This window comes from Actinoplanes sp. NPDC048796 (genome assembly GCF_040650035.1).
In the GTDB taxonomy this organism is placed as follows: domain Bacteria; phylum Actinomycetota; class Actinomycetes; order Mycobacteriales; family Micromonosporaceae; genus Actinoplanes.
This window is the reverse complement of record NZ_JBEZGO010000022.1, coordinates 1-26,388: the sequence shown is the minus strand read 5'-3', so window position 1 is coordinate 26,388 and position 26,388 is coordinate 1. Positions and strand designations below refer to the sequence as shown.

Here is a 26,388-nt window from a genome sequence, read left to right as displayed (position 1 = left end):
TGGCTCGAGGCATGGCGCTCATCGCGTACGACAAGACCGACGCCGCCGCGTTCGAGGCGACCCGCCACCTGAGCGGCGACGCGCTGGGCGCCTGGCGTGCGGCGATCACCCGGTATCTGGATCCGCGACCCGGCATGCGCCTGCTGGACCTCGGATGCGGCACCGGAAGCTGGTCACAGGCCTTTCGCGCCTGGTGGCCCGCCGCCGGCGTGCTCGCCGTCGAACCGTCCGCCGCCATGCGCGAGCGCGCGCCGTTCCAGCCGGTCCTCGCCGGGCACGCCGCTGACATCCCGGCCGCGGACGCCAGCGTCGACGCGGTCTGGATCTCCACCGTCATCCACCACGTCCCCGACCTGCCGGCCGCCGCCCGGGAGATCCGCCGCGTCCTGAAACCCGGCGGCCCGGTCCTGATCCGGTCCGCGTTCCCGGGCCGGCACGACGGCCTGACCCTGTGCCGGTTCTGGCCGGAAGCGATAACCGCGCTGAACGGCAGCTACCCGGCCGTGGCCACCGTCGAGGAGGCATTCGCGACCGCGGGCTTCACCACCGCCGGGTTCGAGCCGGTCGCGCAGGTCTCCGCGCCGTCGCTCGAGCACGCCGCCACCCACCTGCGCCGCGAGGCGCACACCCTGCTCCAGCTGATCAGCGATGACGCGTACGCGCGAGGTGTCCGGCGGCTCAGCGCGGCCGCGCGGACGACGACCGGGCCACAGATCGACGTCCTCGATCTACTCGTGCTGCGGTGACGACAGGCCCGGGCGAGAACGGCTCAGCCTCAGATAGGTGCCCAAGCCGATCGGGAGCATCAGCCAGAACGAGATGACGCGGTAGCCGAGGACCACGGCGGCGGCCGCGGCCTGCGGGGCGCCGGCGGCCAGGAAGCCGGCCAGCAGGCTGGCCTCGATCAGGCCGATGCCGCCCGGGGTGATCGGGATCTGGCGGACGATCTGCACCGCCAGGTAGACCGAGGTGAGCTGCAACGGGCTGAGCGGGAAGCCGCACGCCTGGGCCACGGCGATCAGGCAGGCCAGGTCGAGCGCCCAGTTGAGCGTCGCGAAGCCGACAGCTGTCAACCAGTACCGGGGGCGCACGGCCCTCGCCTCGCCGAGCATGCGGCGTGCCTGCGCGATCGCCCGCTCAAGCCACCGCCGCCGAACGGCCGCGAACGTCGGCCCGGTGGTCGACGCGGTCGTCGGTCTGGTCGGTGGCGCGGTCGTCGGTCTGGTCGGCGGCGCGGTCGTCGGCCTGGTCGTCGGCCCGCTTGACGTGGGCGAACCAGCGGCCGGAGGCGGTGCGAAGGGCGCGCCGAGGACCGAGACCGGGGACTCGGGCCGCCGCGACGGTGCACGGAGCGATCCCGCGCGGCGGGAACGGGCGATCCAGGCAACCACGGCAGCGACGGCGAGGACGGCCGCGGCCAGTTCGGCGGTGTGGGCCGGTTTCAGGTTTACGGCGGCGGTGGCCCCGTAGAGGACGGCCAGGCCCAGCATGGACGCGGCGGCCGAGAGGACCACGGCGGCGGTGGCCGCGGTGGCGAGGGCGCCTCGGCGGCGGAACTGCTGGAGGGCGAAGGCCGCCGACATCGCGGAGCCGGCCGGCAGGACCGAACCCATGGCGGTACGGCTGAACGTGATGGCCAGGGCGTCCGGCAGGCGCAGATCGGTGCCGAGCGCGGCCAGCAGGGTGCGCTGCTGCAACGCGAAGCCGGCCTGGGACAGGAACTGGGCGGCCACGGCCACGGCCAGCCAGCGCGGTTCGGCGTGGGTGAGGGTGGTGGCCACCGACGACGGGTCGGGTATCCGGCCGCGCAGGGCGACGACCGCCGCGGCCGCGGCGGCGGCCCCCAGCAGGACGCGAAGCGCCGGGCGCCAGGGGCGGGGCGGTGGCGGAGCGGGTGGCTCGGGCCGGGTGGAGATGGGGCGGGAAGCCGCAGGCCGAAACGCGGCGGGCGCGAACAGCAGGGCGGCCGGCGCGAAGGGAAAGACGACCGGTGCCAGGCGCAGCGCGGCGGGGGCCAGGCGGAAAGCGGCCGGGCGCGGGGGCCGCAACGAGAAACGGCGGCGGCGAAGGGCGAACCGGCGAAGGGTGAGGCGGCGACGGCGGCGCACGCAGGCGCGAGGGCTCGGGCGGCTACCTGGCCGCCGGGGAGAACCGGGCCTGCGTGCCCGCAGCGTCATCGGAATCGAGCCGGGAGGGAATCGGCCGGCGCCGAGGCGGCGCGGCGGGCGCGGAGGTAGTGGGTGGTGGCGGCGGCCACGGCGACCGAGGCGGCCAGGGCGGCCGTCACCGCGTACAGGAAAGAGAACGGAGGCACCGCGAGGTCGGTGTCTGGAGAGGGGAGGTTGACCCACTCCTCGAAAGCACGAGCCATAGGGGGCCTCCGGGGTGCGAAAACAGTGGTAAACGTGCGCTGACTGGCAACGTAGACCCTCCGGAGCGTCGGTAGACAGCGGTTTGCGCCGCGAATCACATGTCGAGAAACAGTCAGCTGGGAACTGATCGGTGTGATCGCCGCTGCAGGTGTGCTCCTCGGCGCGCGGACGGCCCTGCGCCTACGGCAAGATCAGCTCCAGCGCATCACGTCCGCGGCGTTGATCATCCTTGGGGTGGTCGTGCTGGCAGTCGCCTGAGAGGACCGGCATGACCCTCGAACTTCCCGCCGACAACCACGTGCACAGCGAATGGTCCTGGGACGCCGGCCGGCGCGGGGCCGACATGATGGCCACCTGCGCCCGAGCCGTCGAGATCGGGCTGCCGGCGCTGGCCTTCACCGAACACCTGGACTTCACCGACTGGGTCGGCTTCACCGCGCCGCCCCTGGACGTCGACGGATACCTGGACGCGGTCGACCGCTGCCGCCACCGCTTCCCGGGCCTGCGGATCCTGACCGGCCTCGAACTCGGCGAACCGCACTGGCACACCGAGGCCGTCGCCAAGCTGCTGGCCGGCGGCGACTTCGAACGGGTCGTCGGCTCGCTGCACACGGTCCCGGTGGCCGAGGGCCTGGCCGAGGTGGGGCCGGCCTTCGCCGAACGGCCCGCCGCCGACGTCGTACGGGACTACCTGCTGGAAATCCCGAACCTGGTCGCCGGATCCGACGCCTTCCAGGTGCTGACCCACATCGACTACACGGCCCGGAAGTGGCCGGTGTCGGCGGGCCCGTTCGACCCGTACGCGTTCGAGGAGGAGTTCCGCCTCGCGCTGCGCGCGCTGTCCGGCAGCGGCCGCGCTCTCGAAATCAACACCACGGTGCCGCTGAGCCCGATCATCCTCGGCTGGTGGCGCGACGAGGGCGGCACGGCCGTCACCTTCGGCAGCGACGCCCACAACCCCGACGAGCTCGCCCGCGGCTTCGCCGGCGCCGTCGCGATGGCCCAGGCCCACGGCTTCAAGCCCGGGCTTCGGCCGTACGACTGGTGGTCGCGCTCCTGACGCGAAGCGCCCAGCGGCTCGCGCTCCTTCGGCGGAAGCTCTCTCACCAGGCCGCCCTCCTTCGGCTGAGCTCCACCGGCGGCCGCGTTCCTGGCGCGGAACCTCGGCCAGCAGCTCGGTGACGTGGCGGGCTGACCACGGCTCGGCCGGCTCGCCACTCACCGTCACCGCGACCGAGCCGGCCCCCGGCGCCGGCACGAGCCGTTGCAGGACGGCGACGTCAACCGCACCGGCCAGCACAGTCCCAGCCGGCACGGCCGGCGGCCGGCGGGGCGGGCCCGGGGGCGCCGCGGCCGCCTCGCGGATCGCGGGGAGGGAGGCGGGGACCTCGGTGTACGTGCCGGCCCGGCGCAGCGGCACCGAGGCCAGAGCATCCACCACGACCATCCCCAGTTGAGCGCACGAAGCGGTGGGCGGGGAGTCGCGACGCTGGATGTCCGGGAAAGGGTGGGGAGAAGGAAGCACCGCGGAGAGCCGCCCACCGCTGATCGACGATCGTAGGGGGGCGGCCCGTTGCCGCGCGCTATTTGTCAGGCGAGGCCGTTGTCGCTGATGAAGGCCTTGGCCACGGTGGCCGTGTCCTGCTTGTCGACCTGGACCTTGGCCAGGTACTGGGTCAGGTTCTCGGTGGTGAGCTTGGCCGAGACCGCGTTGAGGGCGCCCGACACGGTCGGGTTGTTGGCCTCGGTGCGGATCAGCGGAATGATGTTCTCGGCCAGGTAGAGGTTCTTCGGGTCCTCGAGCACCACCAGCTTCTTGGTGGCGATGGCCGAGTCGGTGGAGAAGATGTTGGCCACGTCGATCTTGCCGTCGAGCAGCGCGTTCAGGGTGAGCGGGCCGCCCGCGTCGAGGGGCTGGAACTTCTTGAACTTGACGCCGTACAGCTCCTCGAGGCCCTTGAGGCCCTGGTAGCGCTCCTGCCACTCGGGGCCGGCGCCGATCGAGAGCTGACCGGCGACCGGCTTGAGGTCCTCGATCGTCTTGAGGTTGTGCTTGGTGGCCGTCTCCTGGGTGACGGTCAGGGTGTCCTTGTCCTCGGCGGCCGACTGCTCCAGCACCTCGGTGCCGGCCGGCAGGACCTTCTTCAGCTCGGCCAGCACGTCGTCCGGCTTGGACACGCCCTGCGGCGCGCCGCCGGTGTGCAGCGCCGAGAGCAGCGCGCCGTTGTACTCGGGCAGCAGGTCGATCGAGCCGTCCTGCAGCGCCTTCAGGTACAGCTCACGGGCGCCGATGTTGAACTGCCGCTTGACCTGTACGCCCTTGGCCTCCAGGGCCTGCGAGTAGATCTCGGCCAGCAGCTCGCTCTCGGCGAAGTTGGCCGAGCCGACCGTCACGGCCGACGAGCCGCCCGACTTGGTGCCGGAGTCGTTCGACAGCGGATCCTCGTCGGCGCCGCAGGCGGTGAGGGAGAGTGCCAGCGAGAAGGCGGCGGCCAGGGCGCCGACCGTACGTATACGGAACATCACAATCTCCTTCAGAAGCGCCCGGAGACACCGGGCGACACGACCCAGCGCTGCACGAGCGCCAGGAACAGGTCGAGTACGACCGCCAGCACCGCGACGACGATGGCGCCGGCCAGCACACGGGAGTAGTCGTTGACGGCGAGGCCGTCGATCAGGAGGCGGCCGAGACCGCCCAGGCCGACCGCGGCGGCGACCGTCGCGGTGGCCACCACCTGGAGGGCGGCGCTGCGGAAGCCGCCCATCATGACCGGTAGGGCCATCGGCAGTTCGACGCGGGTGAGCACCTGCCACGGGCGCATGCCCATGCCCTTGGCGGCGTCGACGACGCGGCGGTCGAGGGTGCGCATGCCCGCGTAGGACGAGGTGAGGATGGGCGGGATGACCAGCACGGTCAGGGCGATGAGCACGGGGAGCAGGCCCAGGCCGAGCAGCGTGACCATCAGCATGAGCAGGCCGAGGGTGGGCAGCGAGCGCCCGGCGTTGCCGGCGTTGATGGCGATGAACGAGCCCTTGCCGGTGTGCCCGATGTAGAGGCCGATCGGCAGGGCGATGACGGTGCCGATGAGCAGGGCCAGGAACACGTACCAGAGGTGGGAGAGCAGCAGTTGCGGGAAACCGCCGGCGGCGCTGGGGTCCCAGTTGGCCGGGTCGAAGAGGTACGACAGGTTCATGCGCGGGCCCACGGGGTGACGGCGCGCTGGATCAGCACGATGACGAGGTCGGCCACGGCGGCCAGCAGCACCGACAGGACGATACCGACGATGATCGGCTCGAGGTAGAAGAGCTGGAAGCCGCGGGTGAACAGCTGGCCGAGGCCGCCGATGCCGATCAGGGCGCCGACGCTGACCAGGCTGATGTTGGCCACCGTGGCCACCCGCAGGCCGGCCAGGATGACCGGGAGGGCGACCGGCAGCTCGACGTCGATCAGCCGCCGGGTGCGGCGGTAGCCCATCGCGGTGGCGGCCTCGTTCACCAGCTTGTCGACCGAGCGCAGGCCGTCGGCGACCGTGCGGGCCAGCAGGGCCACGGTGTAGATGGTCAGCGCCACGATGATGTTGAGCGGCGACAGGATCTTCGTGCCGAGCACGACCGGCAGGAAGACGAACAGGGCCAGCGACGGAATCGAGTAGAGCACGCCGCAGACGTTCACCAGCGGGTGGTAGAGCCACGGGAAGCGCACGCCGAGGTAGCCGATCGGCAGCGCGATGACGAAGCCGAGCAGCACCGGCACGAGGGCCAGGTAGAGGTGTTGCCGCAGGGCGGCCAGCACGGTGTCCGAGTTGTTCTGCAGGTACTGGATCACGAGGTGTGCCGCTCCATCAGGTAGTCGACGAGGTCGTGGTGGCGGACGATCCCGTCGGCCACGCCGGTGTCGTCCACTCGGACCGCGATGCCGACCGGCGAGCTGATCGCCAGGTCGGTGACGATCCGCAGAGAGTCGGCCTTGGTGAAGGTTCCGGCGATCGCGCGGTCGCCGGAGGAGGTGCGCCACGCGATCGGCCGGCCCTCGTCAAGGATCAGCTCGGCGGACGAGGCGGGCGGAGCCACGGGCACGGCGGCCGCGGAGTCGAACGAGAGGCTCCGCAGGCCCCGGTCGCGCCCGACGAACGAGGCGACGAACGGGTCGGCCGGCGCGTCCAGGAGTTCCTGCGGCGTACCGAACTGGGCCAGGACCCCGCCCTGGCGCAGGATGGCGACGTAGTCGCCGAGCTTGATGGCCTCGTCGATGTCGTGCGTGACCATGGCGATGGTCTTGCCGAGGTCCTGCTGCAGGCGCAGGAACTCGGTGTGCAGCTGGGCCCGGACGACCGGGTCGACGGCGCTGAACGGCTCGTCCATCAGCATCACCGGCGGGTCGGCGGCCAGCGCCCGGGCCACGCCCACGCGCTGCTGCTGGCCGCCGGAGAGCTGGGCCGGGTAGCGCTGGGCGAGCTCGGCGGACAGCCCCACCCGCTCCAGCAGTTCCAGCGAGGCCGTACGGGCTTCGCGCCGGGTCTTGCCCAGCAGCACCGGCACGGTGGCGACGTTGTCGAGCACCGTGCGGTGCGGGAAGAGACCGGCGGACTGGATGACGTACCCGATGCCGCGGCGCAGCAGCGCCTCGTCCTGACCGGACACGTCCTGACCGTCGATCAGGACCCGGCCCGAGGTCGGCTCGACCATTCGGTTGATCATGCGCAGCGAAGTGGTCTTTCCGCACCCGGACGGACCGACCAGAACCGTCATCTTTCCGGTCGGCAACTCCATCGAGAGGTGGTCGACCGCGGTACCGCCGCCGGGGTAGATCTTGACGACGTCCTCGAAAGTGATCATGGTTCTCCTGGGCGGTCGTCTGAATGGCGCTATTCATACTTGCGGTGTAGTGAATAGGCTGTCAACGGAAGGCCGGAGCCCGTTACGGTCCGGAAACCTTCGAGCTGGAGATCACTATGGGGGTGTCACTCGACGGCCGCACCTTGACGATCGAGGGTCTGGTCGCGGTCGCCTCCGGCACGGCCGGTGTCACCGTCGACGGGGCCGCGCTCCGGTTGATCGACGAACGTCACGCCCTGCTGCAACTCGCCCGCGAGCACGGCGCCGTCTACGGCGCCAACACCGGCGTCGGCGCCAACCGCCACGAACGGACGTCGGAGGGCCACGGTCTGCGGCTGCTGCGCAGCCATTGCGCGGCGGTGGGCCCGGAGGTCGACGATGTCACGGCCCGGGCGACCATGGCCGTACGGCTCAATCAGATCCTCGCCGGAGGCAGCGGCATCTCCCGTCGCGTGGCCGAGTCGCTGGCCGCCGCGCTGAGCGCCGGCGCCGTGCCGGCCCTGCATTCGTGGGGCGCGATCGGCACCGGCGACCTGGCCTCGCTGGCCGAACTGGCGCTGACCCTGGCCGGCGAGCGCCCGTGGCGCTCCGGCGACGTGCCGGCCACGGTCATCGACGCCACCGACGCCCTGCCGATGATCAGCTCGAGCGCGCTGACCGTGGCCACCGCGGCGCTGGCGCTGAGCCGGGTCGAGCGCCTGCTGGAGGCGTCCACGGTGGTCGCCGCACTGTCCTTCCTGGCGCTGCGCGGCAACCCGGAGGCCTACCACCCGGCCGTGCACATCGCCCGGGCCCACCCCGGGCAGGCCGAGGTCGCGGCGACGATGAGCCGCCTGGTGGCCGGGGCCGGCGAGCCCGCGCGCATTCAGGACCCGTTCGGGCTGCGGGTGCTCCCCCAGGTCACCGCGCCGGCCGCGCACGCCGTGCGGCAACTGCGGTACGTGCTGACCGAGGAGATCAACGCGGCCGTGGAGAACCCGCTGGTCACGGCGGACGCGGTGCTGCACCACGGCCAGTTCCACACGGCCACGGTGGCCACCAGCCTGGACACGCTGCGCGGCTCGTTCCTGCCGGTGCTGGTGCTGTCGTCGGCGCGGCTCGGCCTGTTGATGCGGCCGGACATGACCGGTCTGCGGGCGTTCCTGGCCGACGGGCCGGCCGGCAGCTCGGGCCTGATGATCAGCGAGTACGTGGTGCAGGACGTGCTGACCGAGATCCGCGTCGGCATGCAGCCGATCTCGGCCGGCACGCTGACCATCTCGCTCGGCCTGGAGGAGCACGCCAGCTTCGCCACGCAGGGCGCGCGGGCGCTGCGGACGATGGCCGACCTGGCGCCGACGCTGCTGGCGGCCGAGCTGGTGGCGGCGGTCCGGGCGCTGCGGATGGCACCCGGCCGGCTGCCCGAGGGGCCGGCCCGGGAGGCGTACGACATGGTCTCGAAGGTCCTGGACCCCGAAGCCGGCGACCGGCCGATCGGCATCGACCTGACGGCCGCGGCCGAGGTGCTGCCGCTTCTGGCGAGCTACAGCGGGCGGAGCTCGTCGGCGTAGCTGACGGCCTTGCGGCGCATGACGCCGCTCTCGCTGATCGAGTATTGCCCCATGCGCCAGAGCGGCGGCGAGTACGCGTGGATCGTCACCGAGCCGTCGACCGCGCCCGACATGCGGTGGATGTGGTCGGGCCCGAACGCGAACGTCCGGCCCGGGCCGACGACCCGGGTCACCGGTTCACCGCCCATCCGCGGGTTGGCCTCGTTCACGGCGCCCCGGGTGACCGCTACCGCGCCCGAGGAGATGTCGTGGTCGTGCCAGCCGGTGTCGTCCTCGGTGTTCCAGCAGAGCACCCACACGTCGATGTCGCTGTCGCGGTAGAGCGAGGCGTAGTGGCGCTTGCCCGTGTCGTGCCGCACCAGCGGCTCCCAGATCTCGGTGCGGGCCGCCAGCTCGCTCACCCAGAGCTGCAGCTCCTTGGGGCTGAGGGTCCGGCCGGGCAGGTCGGGCAGCCGCGCCGGGTCGGTGACCGCGACGGTGTCGGTCGTCATCTCGGTTCTCCTGTCAGCAGATGACGCGGGTTGGCGGTGAACAGGGCGTGCCGGAACGCGTCGCCCAGGCCGGGGTCGGCCGGTTCCGCGTACGGGCGGTCGGAGCCGTGCACGATCGGGTCGACGCCGACGACACGGGTGAGGGCGTCGATCGCCCGCGTCCCGTACGAGCTGGTCTCGTAATAGACGTACGGGTCGAGCGGCCCGAGAGCGCCGCCCCGGGCGGCGAGCCGTTCGTGGTGCAGCGGGGCGAGCCCGGCCAGCGCGACGAAGGCGATCCGCAGCCGCGGGTGCCGCTTGCGGCCGGCGACGTGCCAGGCGAGCCAGGCGCTGTGCATCTGGGACACGTACGGGACCAGGGCCGGCCACCAGGAAGGCGCGCCCGGGTCGCAGGCGGGAGCCGGCCCGGGGTGGACGAGCACGGGCTTGTTCGCCCGCTCGGCCTCCGCCAGCAGAGGACCGATCCGCTCGATGGCGGCCGGGTCGCACAGGGCCGTCGCCGGCAGCTGGACCCCGACGACGCGCTCCTCGGTGAGGATCTTGGCCAGGGCCGAGGGGTCGGGCGCCGCGACGTTGGCCGCGGCCCAGATCCGGAACGGATCGGGCAGCTCGAGGCCGCTCTCGTGCCAGACGTCCAGCAGCTCCGGGGAATCCAGATATTCCATACCTAGCGGACTGGAGATGGAGAGGATCACCAAATCCTTACCCTCAGCGATATCCAGCGCACGCCGTTTCTCCACGTCATGGGCGTGCGGGTCGACCTCGTAGGGCGCCTCACCCGGCAGGTAAAGAGTCCATTCGCGCAGGTAAGGGTGGGTGTTACGCCGCCGCAGAGCCTCCACCAGGCGCGCCGGCCAGAGGTGCTGATGGCAGTCGATCAGCATGGCCGGGCCTCACTTTCCGTATGAGGGAAGCGCTTCACAAGTTTCCAAAAGTGAAGCGCTTCCCCATCGGAAACGCAACGTGATCTCACCCTCCGGAACGGGTGTTACCCTCAGTCGGTGTCACGGCAGCAACCGCGACGGACCCTCCAGGACCTGGCGACCGCCGCCGGACTCTCCCTGGCCGCTACCTCCTACGCGCTACGCGGCGTGCGCGGCTCCCCCGACACCATCCGCCGGGTGCGCGAGCTCGCCGACGAGCTCGGCTACACGGTCGACCCGATCGCCCGGGCGCTGGCCAGCGGGCGTACCGGATCGGTCGGGGTCTCCGGCTCCCTGCGCGACCTGTGGCAGCAGGATCTCTCGGTGCTGCTGACCCGGGCCCTGCGCAGCCGGGGCCGGTACGCCACGATCGCCGACGCCGACGCCGACCCCTCCCAGGAGCGGCTGATCGTCGAGCAGTTCGCCGCCCAGCGGGTCGACGGCGCCATCGTCTCCCCGGTCGACCCCTCGGCCTCGTACTGGCGGCTGCTCGACCCCGAGGTCGTGGTCGTCTCGCTCGGCGACGCCCTGACCGAACGGCCCGGCTCGGGGTGCGTGCTCTTCGACAACGAGTACGGGGTGACGGCCGCGCTCGGCCATCTCGCGGAGCTCGGGCACCACCGGGTCGGCATGCTGGCGCCGTCGCTGCCGTCCACCCCGGGCCGCCCGTCCGAGGTGCTGGCGCCGCGCGTCGCCGCCTCGATCGGCCTGGAGCTGGGCATCGTCTCGGCCCCGGCCGCCACGACCGAGGCCGTCACGGTGGTGTCGGCGCTGCTGGCGGCCGAGAGCCGGCCGACCGCCCTGTTCTGCCTCAGCGACTCACTGGCCTTCGCCGCCTACCACGCGGCGCGGGCGGCCGGGCTGCGCGTGCCGTCCGACCTGTCGGTGATCGGCTACGACGACCATCAGCTGGCCGCCCTGGTCAGCCCGGGCCTGACCACGATGGCGTGGGACGAGGACGCCATCGTGGAGTCGGCGGTGGGCCAGCTCATCGACCGGTCGGCGGCGCCCCGGCCGTTCCGCCCGTCGCTGGTCGAGCGGGGATCGACCAGCCGCCCGCCAGCAGGCTGACGAACCGGTCGATCTCCGGCCCGTACGGCCGGTCCCGTGTGCCGCCCGGCGCGACGTGCTCCGGGGCGCCCGCCGCGGCACGAAGGAGCCGGCCCTGGTCGACGGCGAGGATTTCGCAGGCGAGGACGTCGCGCAGGCCGGCGGCGGCCTCGGTGAAGCACTCGTACGCCTCGAAGCCGAAACTCTGCACGTCCTCCTGGCCGGTCGAGGTCTCCATCGGGCCGATCAGCGCCGGCAGCGCGAAGCGCCGCAGCCGGTGGGCCGTGCCGACCGCCCGCTTGTGCACCGAGACCATGCCGGCGTGCCGGCCGGGCGCGTCCGAGAGTTGCCGGGGCAGGCCGGTCACCTGTGGGTCGAGCAGCCGGTGGAGGCGGGCCGCGCCGGCCTCGGCCAGGTGCACGAGCGCGGTGGTGAGCGCGCCCAGCGCCGCCGTCAGGTCGGTTCCGGCGAACCCGGCCGTGCCGACGAACCGCCCGTCCAGGTGCGCCGGCGAGTCGGTCACGGCGGTCAGCGCGCGATCGACGGCCGCCTCCAGAGCCGCGGCCGCGCGCAGGGCCACGGCGAGGGCCGGGGCGGTCACCCGGAACGACACCGGCGCTTGCAGCGCCCGGGTGGGTCCGCCGCCGCGTCGCTCCGACAGCGCCTCGAGGATCGCACCCAGTTCGGCGTCGCCGCGCGCGGTGGCCGGGTGCAGCGGGTCGCGGCTGGCGCCGATCAGGGCCATCTCGTCGCCCGCGACGGCCACGGTCTGCTCGACGAGGGTCCGCGCGGCCGCCGCCGCGAGCACCGACAGGCCGGTCAGCCCGGGCACGCCCTCCAGGAACGCGACGCCCTCCTTCGCCCCGAACGAGTAGCCGCCGTCCAGCACGGCCAGGCCCAGATGGGCGAGCGGGATGATCTCGCCGGCCGCGCCGCCGCGCAACGGGATCCGCGGCTCGGCGCCGGCTTCGAGCATGCCGGCCAGGTGCGTGCACAGGCCCGGGGAGACTCCGGCCGCGGGGTCCAGCAGCGTTCCCAGCCGTACGGCGATCAGTGCTCGCGCCTCGACGGGACGCAACCAGGGCGCGGAGCCGGCCGCGCGGCCCGCCATCAGGGTGTTCTGATGCTGCTTCTGGGTCGCGGCGTCCAGGCGTACCCCGGCCAGCGCTCCCATCCCGGTGTTGACGCCGTAAACCGGTTCGTCGCCGGCCAGGTCGGCCAGCGTCGCCTCGCGGGAGGCGGCCAGGCGCTCGAGGAGTTCGCCGGACAGCTCGGGGAACGCTCCCCCGGCGATCTCGCGGATGGCGGTCCGGTCCAGGTCGGCCGGCCGGCCGATCTTCATCGGTACCGCAGCATCGTGCCGGCGCCGGCCGCTTCGGCGCGGGTGAGGATCAGGTGGGCCAGGGCCACGTCGAGGATCGACAGGCCGCGGTGCCACAGCAGGATCCGCTCGTCCGGCGACTCGCGGCCCGGCTTGCGGCCGCTGACGATCTCGCCGAGCTGGGCGTAAAGGCTCTGTTCGCTGAGGCGGCCGGTGTCGACGTGCGCGCGCAGGGCCCCGAAGCGGCCCGACTGCGACTCGCGCCAGTCGTCGACGACCACCTTGTCCATGACGTCGAGCAGATCGAGTTCAACGGCGCTGACGGTCCCGTACGGCACCACGAAGGCTCCGGGTTCGACCAGCGCCGTCCGCAGCAGCGGCCGCGGCTCGGTCAGCCGGGACGCCTCGATGAGGATGTCGGCCCCGTCGAACACCTCGTCGGCGGTCTCCACCACGCGTACCGGGGTGCTGGTGACCTCGCGCAGGCGCTCGCCGAAGGCTTCCCGCGACTCGGCCCGGCGGCTGGTGACCCGGATCTCGTCGAGCTCGAACAGCCGGTCGAGCAGCGTGATGTTGGCGAAGGCGGTGCCGCGGGCGCCGACGTGCCCGAGCACCCGGGAGTCGGGCCGGGCCAGATATTTGGCGCCGACGGCGGTCATGGCCCCGGTGCGCATCTCGGTGATCCAGGTGGCGTCCATGATGGACAGGGGTACGCCGGTGTACGGGTCCAGCAGCGTGACCATGGCCAGTTCGCTCGGCAGGCCGCGCTCGTAGTTGGGCACGAAGTCGCCGACCACCTTGACGCCGGCCACCCCCAGCGGCTTCACGTGCCCGCGCAGGACGTTGAAGTGGCCGACGCCGCCGTTGTCCGGCACGAGGTGCGTACGCGGCTCGAAGACCGTCTCGCCCCGGCCGTGCGCGGCGACGACCGCTTCGACGGCGGCGACGGCGTCGTCCGGGCCGACACCGAGCTCCTCGATGTCCGGGCCGGAGAGGAACCGCAGATGAATCATCGAATGCACCCTTGTCCGATCGTGTTTTAGGCTATTCAGGGTAGAGCGGGGGGCGGATGGACATCGGACAGGCTGAGGACTGGCTGCTCGACCTCGCCCGGCGGCACCGGCTCTCGCCCTCGCAGCGGCAGATCGTGCAGCGCATGCTGGGCATGTTCCCGGACGTGGCGTTCCTGTCGACCATCGAGATCTCCAAGCGGGCCGGCGTGAGCCAGCCGACCGTGACCCGCCTGGCCACGGCGCTCGGCTTCACCGGCTACCCCGAGTTCCGCGCCGCCCTGCGCGAGGTCGTGCTGTCACCGTCCACGGCCGGCCGCTCCGCCGTGCCGGTGCCGGGCGCCCGGCTGCCCTTCCCGCGGCACAGCGCGTTCGACCAGGAGGCCTCGAACGTCGCCGGGCTGACGCGGGTCGCCCGCACGATGCCGGCGGCCGTCGACGCCCTCGCGGCCACCGCCCCCTTGGGCGTCGTCGGGCTCCGCGCCTCGGCCGCCCTGGCCGACTATTTCGGCTATTTCGCCCGCCGGGCGCTTCCGGCGGTCCGGGTGTGCACCGACGCGGGCAGCGCCGACGACTTCGTGCTCCACATGCACCAGGAGGGCGCCTCGGCGGCGCTGTTCTTCGCGCTGCCGCGCTACCCGGCCGGAACCGTCTCGGCCATGCGGCTCGCGCGCGGCCTCGGCCTGACCACCGTGGTGATCGCGGACACGGCGCTGGCGCCCTTCGCCGACGACGCCGACGTGCTGCTGGTGGCGCCGGTCGGCACCGGCCTGATCTTCGACTCCCACGCGGCGGTGGTGGTGCTGGCGATCAGCCTGCTCGACGCGATCGCCGCCACCGACCCGGGGAGAACCCAGGAGCGCCTCGAGGCTCACGAGGCGCTCGTGGACCGCTGGGTCTACTGACCCGAGGCGGACAGGATCTCCCGCGCCTCGGCCTCGTCTCCGGGGGCGACGTACACGTGCACGCCGGTGAGCTGTAACTGCGGTTCCTGCTGGCCCGCGTCGTCCGCCGAGACGCCCACCTTGAGCCCGTAACTGCGCAGCAGACCCGCGATGATCTCCGCCTCCGACCGGCTGGAGACGACCGCGACCGACACCACATCCTCGCTAATCATGGGTCCAAGTGTGGCGCACGGCCCGCTTGCCGGCGCAGGCACGATGTCCGCCCTTCGGGGCGTGCGTCTTTTCCCTGCTCACCGCCGGTTTGCGGGTGGCCTCGCCGGGCTCAGCCGGCGGTGAACTCGAGGATCGCGCCGGGATCGGCCAGCTCGCTGGTCGGCTTTCCGGCCAGGTCGGTGGTAGCGCCGGAGGCGTCGGTCGCCACGTAGAAAGTGCGGCCGTCGGCGCCGATCGCCACGTCCCGGTACCGATTGACCGTACGCCACAAGGTCTGTGTCTCGCCCGAGCGGTCGACCCGGTAGACCGCGCCGTTCTTGAGCGACGGAATCAGCACCGAGCCCTCCCAGCCGGCGATGGCCGTCGCGGTGTAGACGTCAGCGCTCGAGGGGGCGATCGTCGGCCAGCACAGGTGGCCGCACTCGCTCGCGAAGTCGTGGTCGTCGGGCACGGTGAAGAACGTCCGCAGCGGCGGCACGAAACTCAGGTCGGTGAACGACGACTCCTTCTGCCGCGGCACCGACGGCGGGATCCGGTAGTCGCTGAAGGTGAGCGAGCGGCAGTCCGGGGCGGCCGACCAGTTCGCGTAGACGTACGCCTTGTCGTCGCGGTACCCGGCGACCCGCGGCCATCCGTAGTTGCCGCCGGGCCGGATCAGGTTGAGCTCGTCGTCGGTCTTCGGGCCCTGCTCGGTGGAGTAGAGCCGGCCCGCCGCGTCGAACGCGAGCCCCTGGGCGTTGCGATGCCCGTAGGAGAAGACGTGACTGCGTACACCTCGCAAGAAGGGATTGTCGGCCGGGACCGAGCCGTCGGTGTCGAACCGCAGAATCTTGCCCTGGTAGCGGGTGAAGTCACTGGCCGAGACCGGCAGGTCCTGTGCGCGGTTGGGGTCGCAGGCCCGCTCGAACTGGTTCGCCCCGCCGTCGCCGACGGTGAGGTAGAGCTTGCCGTCCGGCCCGAGCACCAGCCGTCCCGACACGTGGTCGACGGTCGCCGGGAGCCCGACGATCAGGTCCTTGGGGTCCCGCATCGTCCCGGTGGCGGCGTCGTAGGTGTACCGCACCACGTTCAGTGGCCCGTTCGTGTAGGCGACGAAGACGTACGGCAGGTCGAGCGCGAGGCCGAGCAGCCCGTCCTGCGTGCCGGCGGCCCGGCTCGGCACCGTGCCGACCACCGTGCGCGCCCCGCTGGCCGGGTCGATCCGGGTCACCCGCCCCGCCGTCCGCTCGGTCACCCACAGGTAGCCGTCCGGTCCTCGCAGGATCTCCCACGGGCTGTCGAGGCCGTCGGCCACGACCCGCGTGCTGAACGGCGGCTCCGGAAGCGCCGCCGGCACCAGCCCCAGCACCAGCCCGAGCACGGCGCCGAACACTTGCACGAACCTTGTCATGCCCCTTTTGTCGCACAGCTTCGCCGCCCGGAGGGCGTTTTGCCGTTACGGCCATCGCACGGGTGTCAGTAGGTCGCGCGGCCGCCGCTGATGTCGTAGACGGCGCCGGTCGAGAAGGAGACCTTGTCCGAGGACAGCCAGGCGATCAGTTCGGCCACCTCGGACGCCTGGCCGGCGCGTTTCATCGGGATGAGGCTGGTGATGTGGGCCAGCGCCTCGGGTGAGGTGGTGGCGTTCATCGGGGTCTCGATGACGGCCGGGGCGATCGCGTTGGCCAGCACTCCGGTGGTCGCCAGTTCCTTGCCGAGCGACTTGGTCAGGGCGATCACGGCCGCCTTGGACGCCGAGTAGGGCGACATGGCGGGGTTGCCGTCCTTGCCGGCGATGCTGGCCAGGTTGACGATCCGGCCCCAGCCGCGCTCGATCATCCCGGGCACGAAGGCCTGGCAGGTGTTGACCGTGCCCATCACGTTCACTTCGAAGGTGTGCCGGAAGCCCGCCGCCGGAATCTGCCACAGCGGCCCGTTCGGCCCGACGATCCCCGCCGAGTTCACCAGAATATCGACATGCCCGACTTGTGCGGCGGCTTCTCGCACCGCCGACGCGTCGCGGACGTCGACCTTCTGGGACGCGCCGGGGGCGATGTCCCAGGTCACGACCTCAATTCCGGCGGCCGTCAGGCGAACGGCGGCGGCCGCGCCGAGGCCGCTCATCCCGCCGGTGATGACGGCGGTGCGGCGCTCAGTGCGACTCACGCGAGACCCGATCGCCGCTGGACCCGAGCAGGAAGTCCAGGTCGGCTCCGGTGTTGGCCTGCCCGACGGTGTTCACGTACAGCTTCTCCCAGCCGCGCTTCGGGGCGGCGAAAGCCTCGACGGTCGCCGCCGACGGCGCCCGCGCCAGCAGTTCGGCGTCCGGGATGTCGACGTACAGCCGCCGGGCCGGCACGTCGAGAACGATGATGTCCCCGGTCCGCACCAGCGCGAGCGGCCCGCCCGCGGCCGCCTCCGGGGCGACATGCAGGACCACGGTTCCGTACGCCGTGCCGCTCATCCGCCCGTCGCAGATGCGCACCATGTCACGCACGCCGAGCTCGAGCAGCTTGGCCGGCAACGGCATGTTGGCCACCTCGGGCATTCCCGGATAGCCCTTCGGGCCACAGCCCCGCAGCACGAGCACGGAGTCGGCCGTGACCTCCAGATCGGGGTCGTCGAGCCGCGCGTGCAGGTCTTCCACGGAGTCGAAGACGACCGCCGGTCCCCGATGCCGGAGCAGTTCCGGCGACGCCGCGGCCGGCTTGATGACCGCCCCGTCCGGGGCCAGGTTCCCGTACAGGACCGCGATTCCCGCGGCCGGCAGCAGGGGCTCCTCCCGGGCCCGGATCACCTCACGGTCGTACACAAGCGCGCTTTGCAGGTAGTCCGCGAGAGGGCGCCCGGTCACCGTCAGCGCCGCCGGATCGAGCAGGTCGCGAATCTCGGTCAGTACCGCGTGCAGCCCGCCGGCCCGGTAGAGGTCGTCCATCAGGAACCGCCCGGCCGGCAGCAGATCGACCAGCAGCGGCACCTCGGACCCGACCGCGTCGAAGTCGTCCTGCGTCAGCTCGATCCCCAGCCGCCCCGCGATGGCCAGCAGATGCACCACCGCGTTGGTCGACCCGCCGAGCGCCGCCAAGGCCACGATCGCGTTCAGGAACGACCCCCGGCTCAGCACGGTCGACGGCCGCCGTTCCTTCTGCACCATCTCGACGATCAGCACGCCGGTCTCGTGCGACATCTCCAGCAGGCGGCTGTCCGGCGCCGGGGTGCCCGCGATGCCCGGCAGCGTCATGCCCAGCACCTCGGCCAGCAACCCCATCGTCGAGGCCGTGCCCATCGTGTTGCAGTGCCCACGGCTGCGGATCATCGACGACTCCGACCGGGTGAACTCGGCCGCGCTCAGCGTCCCGGCCCGCACCTCCTCGGACAGTTTCCACACGTCGGTGCCGCAGCCCAGCGGCACGCCCCGGAAGGTACCGGTGAGCATCGGCCCGCCCGGCACGACGACCGCCGGCAGGTCGACCGACGACGCGGCCATCAGCAGCGACGGAATCGTCTTGTCGCAGCCGCCGAGCAGCACCACCCCGTCGATCGGGTTGGCCCGCAGCATCTCCTCGATCGCCATCGCCGCCATGTTGCGCCACAGCATGGCCGTGGGCCGCACCTGCGTCTCGCCGAGCGACACCACCGGCAGGTTCAGCGCGATGCCGCCGGCCTGGTAGATGCCGCTCTTCACCGACTCGGCCACCTCGTTCAGGTGGGCGTTGCACGGCGTCAGATCGCTCGCGGTGTTCGCGATGGCGATGTGCGGCCGCCCGTCGAAGGCGTCCGCGGGCAGGCCCCGCCGCATCCAGGCCCGGTGGATGTAGCTGTTGCGATCGTTACCGCCGTACCACTCAGCGCTCCGCATGGCCGGACTCTAACCCTGTCCGCGCCGATGGAGAAGCCCTCTTTCACGATGACGGAACATCGGTCTAACATTCGGAACATGACCGAGACGCAGGACGAGGCACGGCTGGTCGGCGCCGACCGCGTGCTGGCCGTCCTGGCCGAGCTCGCCCGCCACGCCGACGGCGTCGGCCTCGACGAGATGGCCCGCGCCATGGCCAGCCCCAAACCCACCGTCCACCGCGCCCTCGCCTCCCTGCGCCGGGCCGGCTTCGCCGCCCAGGACGGCCACGGCCGCTACGTTCTCGGCGACGAATTCCTGCGGCTCGCCTTCGCCCACCACGAGGCCCGGCCCGACCACGTGCGCGTCGTGCCCGTGCTCCGGGCGCTCAGCGAGCGCTACGGCGAAACGGCCCACTACGCGACGCTCGACGGGCGCTGGGTCGTCTACCGCTCGAAACTCGACCCGCCGACCGGCGCGGTCCGCCTCTCGTCGGTCGTCGGCGGCCGCAACGCGGCGCACACGACAGCCGTCGGCAAACTGCTCCTGTCCGGCATTCTGCGCAGCGAAGAGGCCGTCCGGGAGTGGATCGGCGACATTCCGCTGACCACTCCGACACCGACGTCGCTGGGGACGGCCGCCTCACTGTACGAGGAACTGGTGCGGACTCGGGAGCGCGGCTTCGGAGTCGACAACCAGGAGAACGAGGCGGGCGTGAACTGTCTGGCGGTGCCGGTCTACCTGAACTCGCCGTCGGTGCCGAGCGGCGCGGTGAGCGTGAGCGCCCTGGCGTACCGGACGCCACTCGAGCGGCTCATCGAGGATGTGCCGGTCATCCGAGCGATCGTGGAGGATCCCCGATGAACGCCGTCTTCGAGGCTCGGGAAGCGACCGCGCAGGCGTACACCCTGGGCGAGGGACCCCTCTGGGACCGCGACCGTCACCGGCTCCTCTGGGTCGACATCGAGGCCGGCCTGGTCTGCGCCGGCAAGCTCGACCGTCACACCGGCGCCGTCCGCCTCACCGACACCTGGGAGTTCGGCGACCTCGCCTGCGCCGTCGCCGTGGCCCGCGACGGCGATCTGCTCGTCGCCGAGCGGCACCATCTCACCTGGGTACGCCCCGACGGCAGCCGGGAGCGGCTGGCCCGCCTGGTCGACGGCGAGGGCAGCCGCCTCAACGACGGCGCCGTCGACCCTCAGGGCCGTTTCGTGGTCGGCAGCATGGCCCTCGACGGCCGCCGGCGCCAGGAACGGCTGCTGCGCTGGGACGGCGCCGGCATCGCCGTGCTCGACGACGACCTGACCCTGTCGAACGGGCTCGCCTGGAGCCCGGCCGGTGACCGCCTCTACAGCATCGACTCGATCCCCGGCGTCGTCTACGAGCGCGACTATCCCGGCGGACCTCGCCACGAACTGTTCCGGGTCACCGACGGTCTGCCCGACGGGCTGTGCGTCGACAGCGACGGCAACCTCTGGGTCGCCGTCCACGAGCGGGGCGAGGTCCGATGCTTCACGCCGCGCGGTGACCTTCTCGCCACCGTCACCGTGGCCGCGCCGAAGACGACCAGCGTCTGCTTCGCCGGGCCGGATCTCGACGTCCTCGTGATCACGGCCGCCGAGGGGCCGCTGTTCACCGCGCGGGTCGGCGCTGCCGGCCTGCACACGCCGTACTGGCACCACTAGGGAGAAACACGTGCTGCTCATGCGTATCGGCGCCCCCGGCGCCGAGAAGCCGGTCGTTCGCGTCGACGAGGGTCACTACGTCGACGTGTCCGACCTGACCCCCGACTTCGACGAGCGTTTCTTCGGTACGGGCGGTCTCGCCCGCCTGGCCGAGCCGGTCGCCGAGCGGATCGCGACGGGCGACGTGCTGCCCTTCGGCGACGTGCGGATCGGCGCCCCGATCGCCCGGCCGCACCAGATCCTGTGCATCGGCCTGAACTACAGCGACCACGCGGCCGAGACCGGCGCCGCCGTGCCGAGCGAGCCGATCCTGTTCACCAAGTCGCCGAACACCCTGATCGGTCCCCACGACGACGTGCGTATCCCCCGCAACTCCGTGAAGACGGACTGGGAGGTCGAGCTGGGCATCGTCATCGGCTCCCGGACGTCCTATCTGGACTCGGTCGAGCAGGCCCGCGACGCCATCGCCGGCTACGTGCTCGTCAACGACGTGTCGGAGCGCGAGTTCCAGCAGGAGCGCGGCGGCCAGTGGTCGAAGGGCAAGTCGGCCGAGACGTTCAACCCGGCCGGGCCGTGGCTGGCGACGACCGACGAGATTTCCGACGTACGGGATCTGGACATGTTCCTCGACGTCAGCGGCGTCCGCCGGCAGACCGGCAACACCAAGACGATGATCTTCGACCCGTATTTCATCGTGCATTACCTGTCGCAGTTCCTGGTGCTGGAGCCGGGCGACCTCATCAACACCGGCACCCCGCCCGGCGTCGGCCTCGGCCTGAAGCCGCCGGTCTACCTCAAGCCGGGCGACGTGATGGAGCTCGGTATCGCCGGCCTGGGCAAGGCCCGGCAGAACGTGGTCGGCCCCCGCTGATGCGCGCGCTCGTCTTCACCGGTCCCGGCAAGGCCGCCGTCGAGGAGGTGCCGCCGCCGATGGCCGGGCCCGGCCAGGTGGTCATCGACGTCGACCGGGTGGGCGTCTGCGGCACCGACGTCGAGCTGTTCACCGGGGCCATGAGCTACCTGGAGACGGGCGAGTCCTCCTACCCGATCCGGCCCGGGCACGAGTGGTGCGGCGTGGTGTCCGCGCTCGGCGACGGCGTCGACCCCTCGTGGCTGGGCGAACGGGTCACCGGCGACACCATGATCGGGTGCGGGCAGTGCCGGCGCTGCCTGCGCGGCCGGCACTGGGTCTGTGAGTCGTTGCGGGAGCTGGGAATCCGGGGCCTGCCCGGCGCCCTGGCCCAGCAGCTGGCCTATCCGGCGCGGTTCCTGCACGCGCTGCCGGCCTCGGTGGGCGTGCAGGCCGGCGCGATGGTCGAGCCGGGCGGCAACGCGCTGCGCAGCGTGCTGGCCGCCGACGTCACGGCCGGCGACCGGTTGCTGGTGCTGGGCACCGGGACGATCGGGCTGCTGGCCGCGCTGTTCGCCCGGGCCCGGGGCGCCGCCGTACACCTGATGGGTTTGCCCTCCGGTCTGGCCAAGGCGCGCGAGCTGGGCTTCGACGACGTCTGGACCCGGGAGAGCCTGCCGGACGGGCCGTGGGACGGCGTCATCGACGCGACGAACGCGACGACCTCGCCTTCCCTTGCCCTGCACCTGGCCGAACCCGGCCGCACCATCGTCTACATCGGATTGTCCTCGATGCCGAGCACGATCGACACGCGCTCGCTCGTGCTCAAGGACGTCACGGCGGTGGGCATTCTGGGTGCGTCGGCCGGGCTCGAGCCAGCGATCGAGGCGTACGCCTCGGGGGCCGTCGACCCGCGGCCGCTGGTCGCGGCCACGGTGGGCCTCGAAGAGATCGTCGAAGTGTTCGAAGGCCGCCGCTACGACGGCGGCCCGAAAGTTCTGGTGGATCCGCGACTGTGAAAGGCCCCTCGTATGTCTGAATTTGCTGGCCTGACCGCCATCGTCACCGGTGGCGCGTCCGGCATCGGCCTGGCCACCGCTCAGTTGCTGGCCGGCCGGGGGGCGCGGGTGGCCTGCCTCGACCTGAACCCGGCGGTGGACAAGCCGCTGCTGGGCCTCAAGGCCGACGTCACCGACGACGCCTCGGTCCGCGCGGCCGTGGACCAGGCGGCGGCCGAGCTGGGTGGCGTCGACATCGTCGTCAACAACGCCGGCATCGGCGCGCAGGGCACCGTGGAGGACAACGACGACGACGAGTGGCGGCGCGTCTTCGACGTGAATGTCCAAGGCATGGTCCGTACGTCACGGGCCGCCCTGCCGTTCCTCAGGCGTTCCGAGCACGGCGCGATCGTCAACGTCTGCTCGATCGCCGCCACCGCCGGCCTGCCGCAGCGTGCCCTCTACTCGGCGACCAAGGGCGCGGTGCAGTCGCTGACCCTGGCCATGGCCGCCGACCACCTGGCCGAGGGCATCCGGGTCAACTGCGTGAACCCCGGAACCGCTGACACGCCGTGGATCGGCCGCCTGCTGGAGAAGGCGGACGACCCGTCGGCCGAGCGCGCGGCCCTGGCCGCCCGGCAGCCGAGCGGCCGCCTGGTGACCGTCGACGAGGTCGCCGCCGCCATCGCCTACCTGGCGAGCCCGCTCGCCTCGGCCACCACCGGCGTGGCGCTGGCCGTCGACGGCGGCATGCAGGGCCTCAGGCTGCGGCCACGCTCATAGCTTCAGCACTACTTTTCCTCTGACGCCGCCACTCTCGAGGCGGCGGTGCGCCTCGGCCGCCGCCTCCAAGGGGAAGGTTTCGGCCACCCGGGTCTTGAGCGTCCCGTCGGCCACGGCCGTGATCAGGTCACGCAGGGCGTCCCGGTCGGGTTCCACGAGGACGAGGGTGTGGCCGTCGTCCGGGATCGGCCGGGTCGCCACCACCACGTCGCCTTTGATGCCGCCCAGGGGAACCGCGTCCACCACGGCCGGCACGGGCCGGTCGAGCTCGGCCCCGCGCGGGATCACGCTGTGCACGCCCAGGCCGCGTACCCACTCCTCGTCGCCGTCGGTGGCGCACGCGAGCACCGTGTGGCCGCGCTTCAACGCCAGCTGAGCCGCGAAGCCGCCCACGCCACCGCTGGCCCCGGTGACCAGGATCGTGGTCGGCCCGGTCAGCTCCATCACGTCGAGGGCCCGGTGCGCGGTCAGCCCGTTGAGCGGCACGGTGGCCGCCACGACCGGATCGAGCCCGTCGGGCAGCGGCACCACCGCGTCGGCGTCCACGGCCACCAGCTCGGCATAGCCGCCGGTCGCGCCCCGGGTGAGATGCCACGGGATCATTCCGGCGACCCGGGTACCGGCCGGCAGATCGTCGTCGCCGGTCACCACCTCGCCGGCGATGTCCCAGCCGAGCCGGAAGGGCGGCGGGACCGGCCCGCCGGGAATCCGCCCGACGCGGGCGGCGACATCGGCCGGGTTGACGGTGGCGGCGAGGACCCGTACGAGAATCTGCCCCTCCCCCGGCACCGGGTCGGGCCGCTCGACCAGCTGAAGAACCTCGGGCCCGCCCAGCGCGGTGACCTCCACGGCGCGCATGGCGTCACCCCAGCCCCTGGAGCAGCCGCCCCAGCTCCTGATCGACCTCGCTCCGGTCGTACCCCCGAAGCACCATCGAGAACTTGGCCTCGCTGATCGCCGTCCGCGCCGCCGCCCGCGACACCGAATTATCGGAGGCCAGCGCCTCCTCGGCGAGCGCGACGACCTGGTCGACCTCGACCCGGTTGTAGCCCCGCAGCACCACCACGAAGTCTCGAGACATGGAAGACAATCTACGTCATCGACGACCGCACTCAGCCGACCATTCGCAGGACCGTGCCGAGACCGTGCACCGGGCCGTCGGTCTTCGGCAGAATCAACGTCCGGATCTTCAGGGGTACGCCGCCGACGTCGTCGCGGGGGCTGTCGCCCACCATCAGCGCCCGGTTGCCCGGCACCCCGAGCACCTCCAGCGCGCGGGCGTAGATGGCCGGATCGGGCTTCACCAGACCCACCTCGAAGGACAACACGAAACCGTCGAGCAGCTCTTCGACGCCGGCCCGCTTCAGACAGGGCCGGATGTCCACGGCGATGTTCGACACCACCACGGTCCGGACGCCGCGCGCCTTGAGCTCACGCAGAACCGGGGCCGTGTCCTCGAAGACGGCCCACTGATCCGGCATCACCGCGTACAGCGCGGCGATCAGTTCGGGCCCCACCCCCGCACACATGGCGACCGTCCGGCCGAAGACCTCCCGGTGCAGCTCGGGACTGAGGTCGCGCTCGCTGCCGGGGTCGAACGTGTGGGCGTGATGCCAGATCTCGTCGAGATGCCCGCGCAGCGCCGCGATCTGGCCGGCGCTCGGCACCGGCTCGGTGCTCCCGTTCTCGGCCAGGCGGCGGAGGGCGTCGGCGATCCATCGTTCGGAGTCGCCCCCGTCGACCAGAGTGCCGTGGAAGTCGAAAATGACACCGCTGATGGGTTCCGGCAACATGCCCAACGACTCTACGGCGCCGTCTCAACCCGACAGGCCTCCGCGGCTCATGATGGGGGCATGACTTCGGTGCTGATCGACGACCTGCGCTCTTTCGCCGACGGCCGCCCGGCGATGGTGGCCCGTACGAGCGAGGCGGGCGTCGCCCTCCTGGAGAGCCTGCGCGGCCGTCACCTCACGGAGTTGTGGCTGGACCACGACCTGGGCGGCGAGGAAACCATCTGGCCGGTCGTCGAGCTGCTGGAGCGGGCGGCCTTCGACGGCGAACCGTTCGACATCGGCGTCGTCTACATTCACTCCGCCAACCCGCCCGGCGTGGTCAAGATCCGGCAGGCGCTGGAGCGCTGGCACTATCCCGTACGGGCGATTCCCGGCTCCCCGCATGTCATCTACTGAAGGAACACCGGCGCGGTCACACGGAGGCGTTCGGACGCCCCGGCCAGCCGCACGGCGCCGCCCGCCGGGCCCCCACCGCACAGCGGATCGGTGAACCCATGTCTCACGACTTGGGAACGCGGCAGGCTCAGTGAACGTGCCGGCTCAGCCGACGCGCACAAAATCAGATGACCGGCTACAAGAGTGAGGTCATCACGAAGACATCCGGATCTGCCGAGATGAATGTGTTCCCCGCGACAGTGGCACATGAGAAGTGTGCCCCGAAATAGGTTGCGATGGATCGCGGCGCCCCGGGATTCTGGTCGGCATGCGTGAGGAACTGATCGAAGACTTCGTTCTCGACGGCTTCGTCAAAGTACCGGGTGCCTTTTCCACGGATATCGCTGACGCATGCGCCACTCTGCTGTGGGAGGAGATCGACGCCCGGCCGGACGAGCCGGCAACCTGGACTCAACCGGTCTACTGGGTCGGTGACATGCCGCAGGAACCCTTTGTCCAGGCAGCGAATACTCCTGTCCTCCACGACGCCTTCGACGCCTTGGTGGGGCCGGGCCGCTGGTCACCCAGACCCTCGATGGGGTCATTCCCCCTGCGGTTCCCACACGCGCAAGAACCCAACGACGCGGGCTGGCACATCGAAGGCGGTTATCAGCCACCTGGGGAAACCGAGTGGTGGACCAACGTCCACTCCTCAGGGAAGACGCTGTTGATGTTGTTCCTTTTCTCGGAGATCGACGAGAGCAACGCCCCCACCCGCATCAGAATCGGTTCCCACCTCGACGTGCCGGAGGTCCTCCGCCCCTACGGCGGTCAAGGAGCCCCCATGTCCGTGCTCGGGCCCCTAGTCGACGCGGCGTCCACTCACCGGCGCGTCACCCTGGCGACGGGCCAGCCTGGAGACGTCTACCTCTGTCACCCGTTCCTCGTTCACGCTGCCCAGCCACACCACGGGTCACGTCCCCGCTTCCTCGGCCAGCCGCCCTTGCACCCTTCGCCACCGTTTATGCCCGGGCCTTTCAGCCTCTCCGTCACTGACACCGAACCCTCTCCGATCGGACGCACCATCAGACAAGCACTCGGAGCAAGAAGCGAACCGTCGCACTGATTTTCCGCCGACCGCGCGCGGCGGACCGCCGAGGTCCGTCACGCCGGGTAAGCATCGGCCTGGGTGCTCATGCCGAGATGAGAACGTTTGAACATCGGCTGGATCGGTCGATCCCATGACGGGCCCGATCGCGCTCCCACGTGTTCCCGGATTCAGAGCTGTATCCGTGTTTCGAGAGCGTCGACATACTTGGAGTGGGCCTGACCCGATTCGACGGACAGGGTTGATGTGTTGATCCTTTCAGGCTGCTTTGAGGGACGGTAACAGCGGGGCGATGGTTGCGGTCTCGT

29 protein-coding genes are annotated in these 26,388 nt (G+C 71.6%); 12 read left to right on the top strand and 17 right to left on the bottom strand.

Going from position 1 to position 26,388, the window contains the following annotated elements; translation table 11 throughout:
• The first annotated feature begins 11 nt into the window (after window positions 1–11).
• Window positions 12–746 carry a class I SAM-dependent methyltransferase gene (locus tag AB0C26_RS43055; RefSeq protein ID WP_360260142.1) on the top strand — a complete coding sequence of 245 codons (735 nt, stop codon included), beginning with the start codon at window positions 12–14 and terminating at the stop codon, window positions 744–746.
• Here the strand turns inward: AB0C26_RS43055 and AB0C26_RS43050 are convergent.
• Complete coding sequence (locus AB0C26_RS43050) at window positions 729–2,048, bottom strand: lysylphosphatidylglycerol synthase transmembrane domain-containing protein (RefSeq protein ID WP_360260140.1); 1,320 nt, start codon at window positions 2,046–2,048, stop codon at window positions 729–731. The two genes, AB0C26_RS43055 and AB0C26_RS43050, sit on opposite strands and share 18 nt — an antisense overlap.
• Before the next feature lie 125 nt (window positions 2,049–2,173).
• Window positions 2,174–2,371: a hypothetical protein gene (locus AB0C26_RS43045; RefSeq protein WP_360260138.1), complete on the bottom strand. Its 198-nt coding sequence runs from the start codon at window positions 2,369–2,371 to the stop codon at window positions 2,174–2,176.
• Between the two features lie 269 nt (window positions 2,372–2,640).
• Here AB0C26_RS43045 and AB0C26_RS43040 point away from each other — a divergent pair, with 269 nt between their 5' ends.
• Complete coding sequence (locus AB0C26_RS43040) at window positions 2,641–3,432, top strand: PHP domain-containing protein (protein WP_360260135.1); 792 nt, start codon at window positions 2,641–2,643, stop codon at window positions 3,430–3,432.
• Window positions 3,433–3,962: 530 nt separating this feature from the next.
• Here the strand turns inward: AB0C26_RS43040 and AB0C26_RS43035 are convergent.
• From AB0C26_RS43035 to AB0C26_RS43020, 4 genes are read right to left on the bottom strand one after another with little or no spacing between them, the layout of a single operon-like run.
• Complete coding sequence (locus AB0C26_RS43035; RefSeq protein WP_360260133.1) at window positions 3,963–4,895, bottom strand: ABC transporter substrate-binding protein; 933 nt, start codon at window positions 4,893–4,895, stop codon at window positions 3,963–3,965.
• A gap of 11 nt (window positions 4,896–4,906) precedes the next feature.
• Window positions 4,907–5,566, bottom strand: a complete 660-nt coding sequence (locus AB0C26_RS43030) for an ABC transporter permease subunit (RefSeq protein ID WP_360260131.1) — start codon at window positions 5,564–5,566, stop codon at window positions 4,907–4,909.
• Window positions 5,563–6,198, bottom strand: a complete 636-nt coding sequence (locus AB0C26_RS43025; RefSeq protein WP_360260129.1) for an ABC transporter permease — start codon at window positions 6,196–6,198, stop codon at window positions 5,563–5,565. The genes AB0C26_RS43030 and AB0C26_RS43025 overlap by 4 nt, the downstream gene beginning before the upstream one ends.
• Window positions 6,195–7,208, bottom strand: a complete 1,014-nt coding sequence (locus tag AB0C26_RS43020; RefSeq protein ID WP_360260127.1) for an ATP-binding cassette domain-containing protein — start codon at window positions 7,206–7,208, stop codon at window positions 6,195–6,197. Before AB0C26_RS43020 ends, AB0C26_RS43025 begins: the two co-directional genes overlap by 4 nt.
• A 116-nt stretch (window positions 7,209–7,324) precedes the next feature.
• Here AB0C26_RS43020 and AB0C26_RS43015 point away from each other — a divergent pair, with 116 nt between their 5' ends.
• On the top strand, window positions 7,325–8,758 hold the full coding sequence (locus AB0C26_RS43015) for an aromatic amino acid lyase (RefSeq protein WP_360260125.1): 1,434 nt from the start codon (window positions 7,325–7,327) through the stop codon (window positions 8,756–8,758).
• On the opposite strand, the gene AB0C26_RS43010 is transcribed toward AB0C26_RS43015, so the two are convergent.
• Window positions 8,731–9,249, bottom strand: coding sequence for a cysteine dioxygenase family protein (locus tag AB0C26_RS43010; RefSeq protein WP_360260123.1), 519 nt, complete (start codon window positions 9,247–9,249; stop codon window positions 8,731–8,733). The two genes, AB0C26_RS43015 and AB0C26_RS43010, sit on opposite strands and share 28 nt — an antisense overlap.
• On the bottom strand, window positions 9,246–10,133 hold the full coding sequence (locus AB0C26_RS43005) for an amidohydrolase (protein WP_360260120.1): 888 nt from the start codon (window positions 10,131–10,133) through the stop codon (window positions 9,246–9,248). The genes AB0C26_RS43010 and AB0C26_RS43005 overlap by 4 nt, the downstream gene beginning before the upstream one ends.
• A gap of 117 nt (window positions 10,134–10,250) precedes the next feature.
• On the opposite strand from AB0C26_RS43005, the gene AB0C26_RS43000 reads away from it, so the two are divergent.
• On the top strand, window positions 10,251–11,243 hold the full coding sequence (locus tag AB0C26_RS43000; protein ID WP_360260118.1) for a LacI family DNA-binding transcriptional regulator: 993 nt from the start codon (window positions 10,251–10,253) through the stop codon (window positions 11,241–11,243).
• On the opposite strand, the gene AB0C26_RS42995 is transcribed toward AB0C26_RS43000, so the two are convergent.
• Both AB0C26_RS42995 and AB0C26_RS42990 read right to left on the bottom strand, forming a co-directional pair.
• On the bottom strand, window positions 11,161–12,564 hold the full coding sequence (locus AB0C26_RS42995; RefSeq protein WP_360260116.1) for an aromatic amino acid lyase: 1,404 nt from the start codon (window positions 12,562–12,564) through the stop codon (window positions 11,161–11,163). The genes AB0C26_RS43000 and AB0C26_RS42995 overlap by 83 nt on opposite strands.
• Window positions 12,561–13,556, bottom strand: a complete 996-nt coding sequence (locus AB0C26_RS42990; protein WP_360260114.1) for an ornithine cyclodeaminase family protein — start codon at window positions 13,554–13,556, stop codon at window positions 12,561–12,563. The genes AB0C26_RS42995 and AB0C26_RS42990 overlap by 4 nt, the downstream gene beginning before the upstream one ends.
• A 56-nt stretch (window positions 13,557–13,612) precedes the next feature.
• Here AB0C26_RS42990 and AB0C26_RS42985 point away from each other — a divergent pair, with 56 nt between their 5' ends.
• A complete protein-coding gene (locus AB0C26_RS42985; protein ID WP_360260112.1) occupies window positions 13,613–14,458 on the top strand; it encodes a MurR/RpiR family transcriptional regulator in 846 nt (281 codons plus the stop codon).
• On the opposite strand, the gene AB0C26_RS42980 is transcribed toward AB0C26_RS42985, so the two are convergent.
• The 4 genes from AB0C26_RS42980 to AB0C26_RS42965 all read right to left on the bottom strand — a co-directional run bounded on the left by AB0C26_RS42980 (window position 14,452) and on the right by AB0C26_RS42965 (window position 18,509).
• On the bottom strand, window positions 14,452–14,670 hold the full coding sequence (locus AB0C26_RS42980) for a hypothetical protein (RefSeq protein ID WP_360260106.1): 219 nt from the start codon (window positions 14,668–14,670) through the stop codon (window positions 14,452–14,454). The genes AB0C26_RS42985 and AB0C26_RS42980 overlap by 7 nt on opposite strands.
• 110 nt (window positions 14,671–14,780) lie before the next feature.
• On the bottom strand, window positions 14,781–16,061 hold the full coding sequence (locus AB0C26_RS42975) for a glucose/sorbosone family PQQ-dependent dehydrogenase (RefSeq protein WP_360260104.1): 1,281 nt from the start codon (window positions 16,059–16,061) through the stop codon (window positions 14,781–14,783).
• Window positions 16,062–16,126: 65 nt separating this feature from the next.
• Window positions 16,127–16,816 (bottom strand): SDR family NAD(P)-dependent oxidoreductase, encoded by a 690-nt coding sequence (locus AB0C26_RS42970; protein WP_360260102.1) that lies wholly within the window; start codon window positions 16,814–16,816, stop codon window positions 16,127–16,129.
• A complete protein-coding gene (locus tag AB0C26_RS42965; RefSeq protein ID WP_360260099.1) occupies window positions 16,803–18,509 on the bottom strand; it encodes an IlvD/Edd family dehydratase in 1,707 nt (568 codons plus the stop codon). The genes AB0C26_RS42970 and AB0C26_RS42965 overlap by 14 nt, the downstream gene beginning before the upstream one ends.
• A gap of 78 nt (window positions 18,510–18,587) precedes the next feature.
• On the opposite strand from AB0C26_RS42965, the gene AB0C26_RS42960 reads away from it, so the two are divergent.
• From AB0C26_RS42960 to AB0C26_RS42940, 5 genes are read left to right on the top strand one after another with little or no spacing between them, the layout of a single operon-like run.
• Entirely contained in the window at window positions 18,588–19,352 is a 765-nt protein-coding gene (locus AB0C26_RS42960) for an IclR family transcriptional regulator (RefSeq protein ID WP_360260097.1), read from the top strand.
• Window positions 19,349–20,173 (top strand): SMP-30/gluconolactonase/LRE family protein, encoded by an 825-nt coding sequence (locus AB0C26_RS42955; RefSeq protein ID WP_360260095.1) that lies wholly within the window; start codon window positions 19,349–19,351, stop codon window positions 20,171–20,173. Before AB0C26_RS42960 ends, AB0C26_RS42955 begins: the two co-directional genes overlap by 4 nt.
• A 10-nt stretch (window positions 20,174–20,183) precedes the next feature.
• On the top strand, window positions 20,184–21,044 hold the full coding sequence (locus AB0C26_RS42950; protein WP_360260093.1) for a fumarylacetoacetate hydrolase family protein: 861 nt from the start codon (window positions 20,184–20,186) through the stop codon (window positions 21,042–21,044).
• Window positions 21,044–22,042, top strand: coding sequence for an alcohol dehydrogenase catalytic domain-containing protein (locus tag AB0C26_RS42945; RefSeq protein WP_360260091.1), 999 nt, complete (start codon window positions 21,044–21,046; stop codon window positions 22,040–22,042). The genes AB0C26_RS42950 and AB0C26_RS42945 overlap by 1 nt, the downstream gene beginning before the upstream one ends.
• 12 nt (window positions 22,043–22,054) lie before the next feature.
• Window positions 22,055–22,804 carry an SDR family oxidoreductase gene (locus AB0C26_RS42940; RefSeq protein ID WP_360260089.1) on the top strand — a complete coding sequence of 250 codons (750 nt, stop codon included), beginning with the start codon at window positions 22,055–22,057 and terminating at the stop codon, window positions 22,802–22,804.
• Here the strand turns inward: AB0C26_RS42940 and AB0C26_RS42935 are convergent.
• The 3 genes from AB0C26_RS42935 to AB0C26_RS42925 are packed head-to-tail and all read right to left on the bottom strand — an operon-like array spanning window position 22,799 to window position 24,597.
• Window positions 22,799–23,662, bottom strand: coding sequence for an NADP-dependent oxidoreductase (locus AB0C26_RS42935; protein ID WP_360260087.1), 864 nt, complete (start codon window positions 23,660–23,662; stop codon window positions 22,799–22,801). The genes AB0C26_RS42940 and AB0C26_RS42935 overlap by 6 nt on opposite strands.
• 4 nt (window positions 23,663–23,666) lie before the next feature.
• Window positions 23,667–23,885, bottom strand: coding sequence for a hypothetical protein (locus AB0C26_RS42930; protein WP_360260085.1), 219 nt, complete (start codon window positions 23,883–23,885; stop codon window positions 23,667–23,669).
• Window positions 23,886–23,916: 31 nt separating this feature from the next.
• On the bottom strand, window positions 23,917–24,597 hold the full coding sequence (locus AB0C26_RS42925) for an HAD family hydrolase (protein WP_360260083.1): 681 nt from the start codon (window positions 24,595–24,597) through the stop codon (window positions 23,917–23,919).
• A gap of 60 nt (window positions 24,598–24,657) precedes the next feature.
• Here AB0C26_RS42925 and AB0C26_RS42920 point away from each other — a divergent pair, with 60 nt between their 5' ends.
• Window positions 24,658–24,993: a cyclic-phosphate processing receiver domain-containing protein gene (locus tag AB0C26_RS42920; protein WP_360260081.1), complete on the top strand. Its 336-nt coding sequence runs from the start codon at window positions 24,658–24,660 to the stop codon at window positions 24,991–24,993.
• A 307-nt stretch (window positions 24,994–25,300) separates the two neighbouring features.
• Window positions 25,301–26,098 carry a phytanoyl-CoA dioxygenase gene (locus tag AB0C26_RS42915; protein ID WP_360260079.1) on the top strand — a complete coding sequence of 266 codons (798 nt, stop codon included), beginning with the start codon at window positions 25,301–25,303 and terminating at the stop codon, window positions 26,096–26,098.
• The last annotated feature ends 290 nt before the right edge of the window (window positions 26,099–26,388 follow it).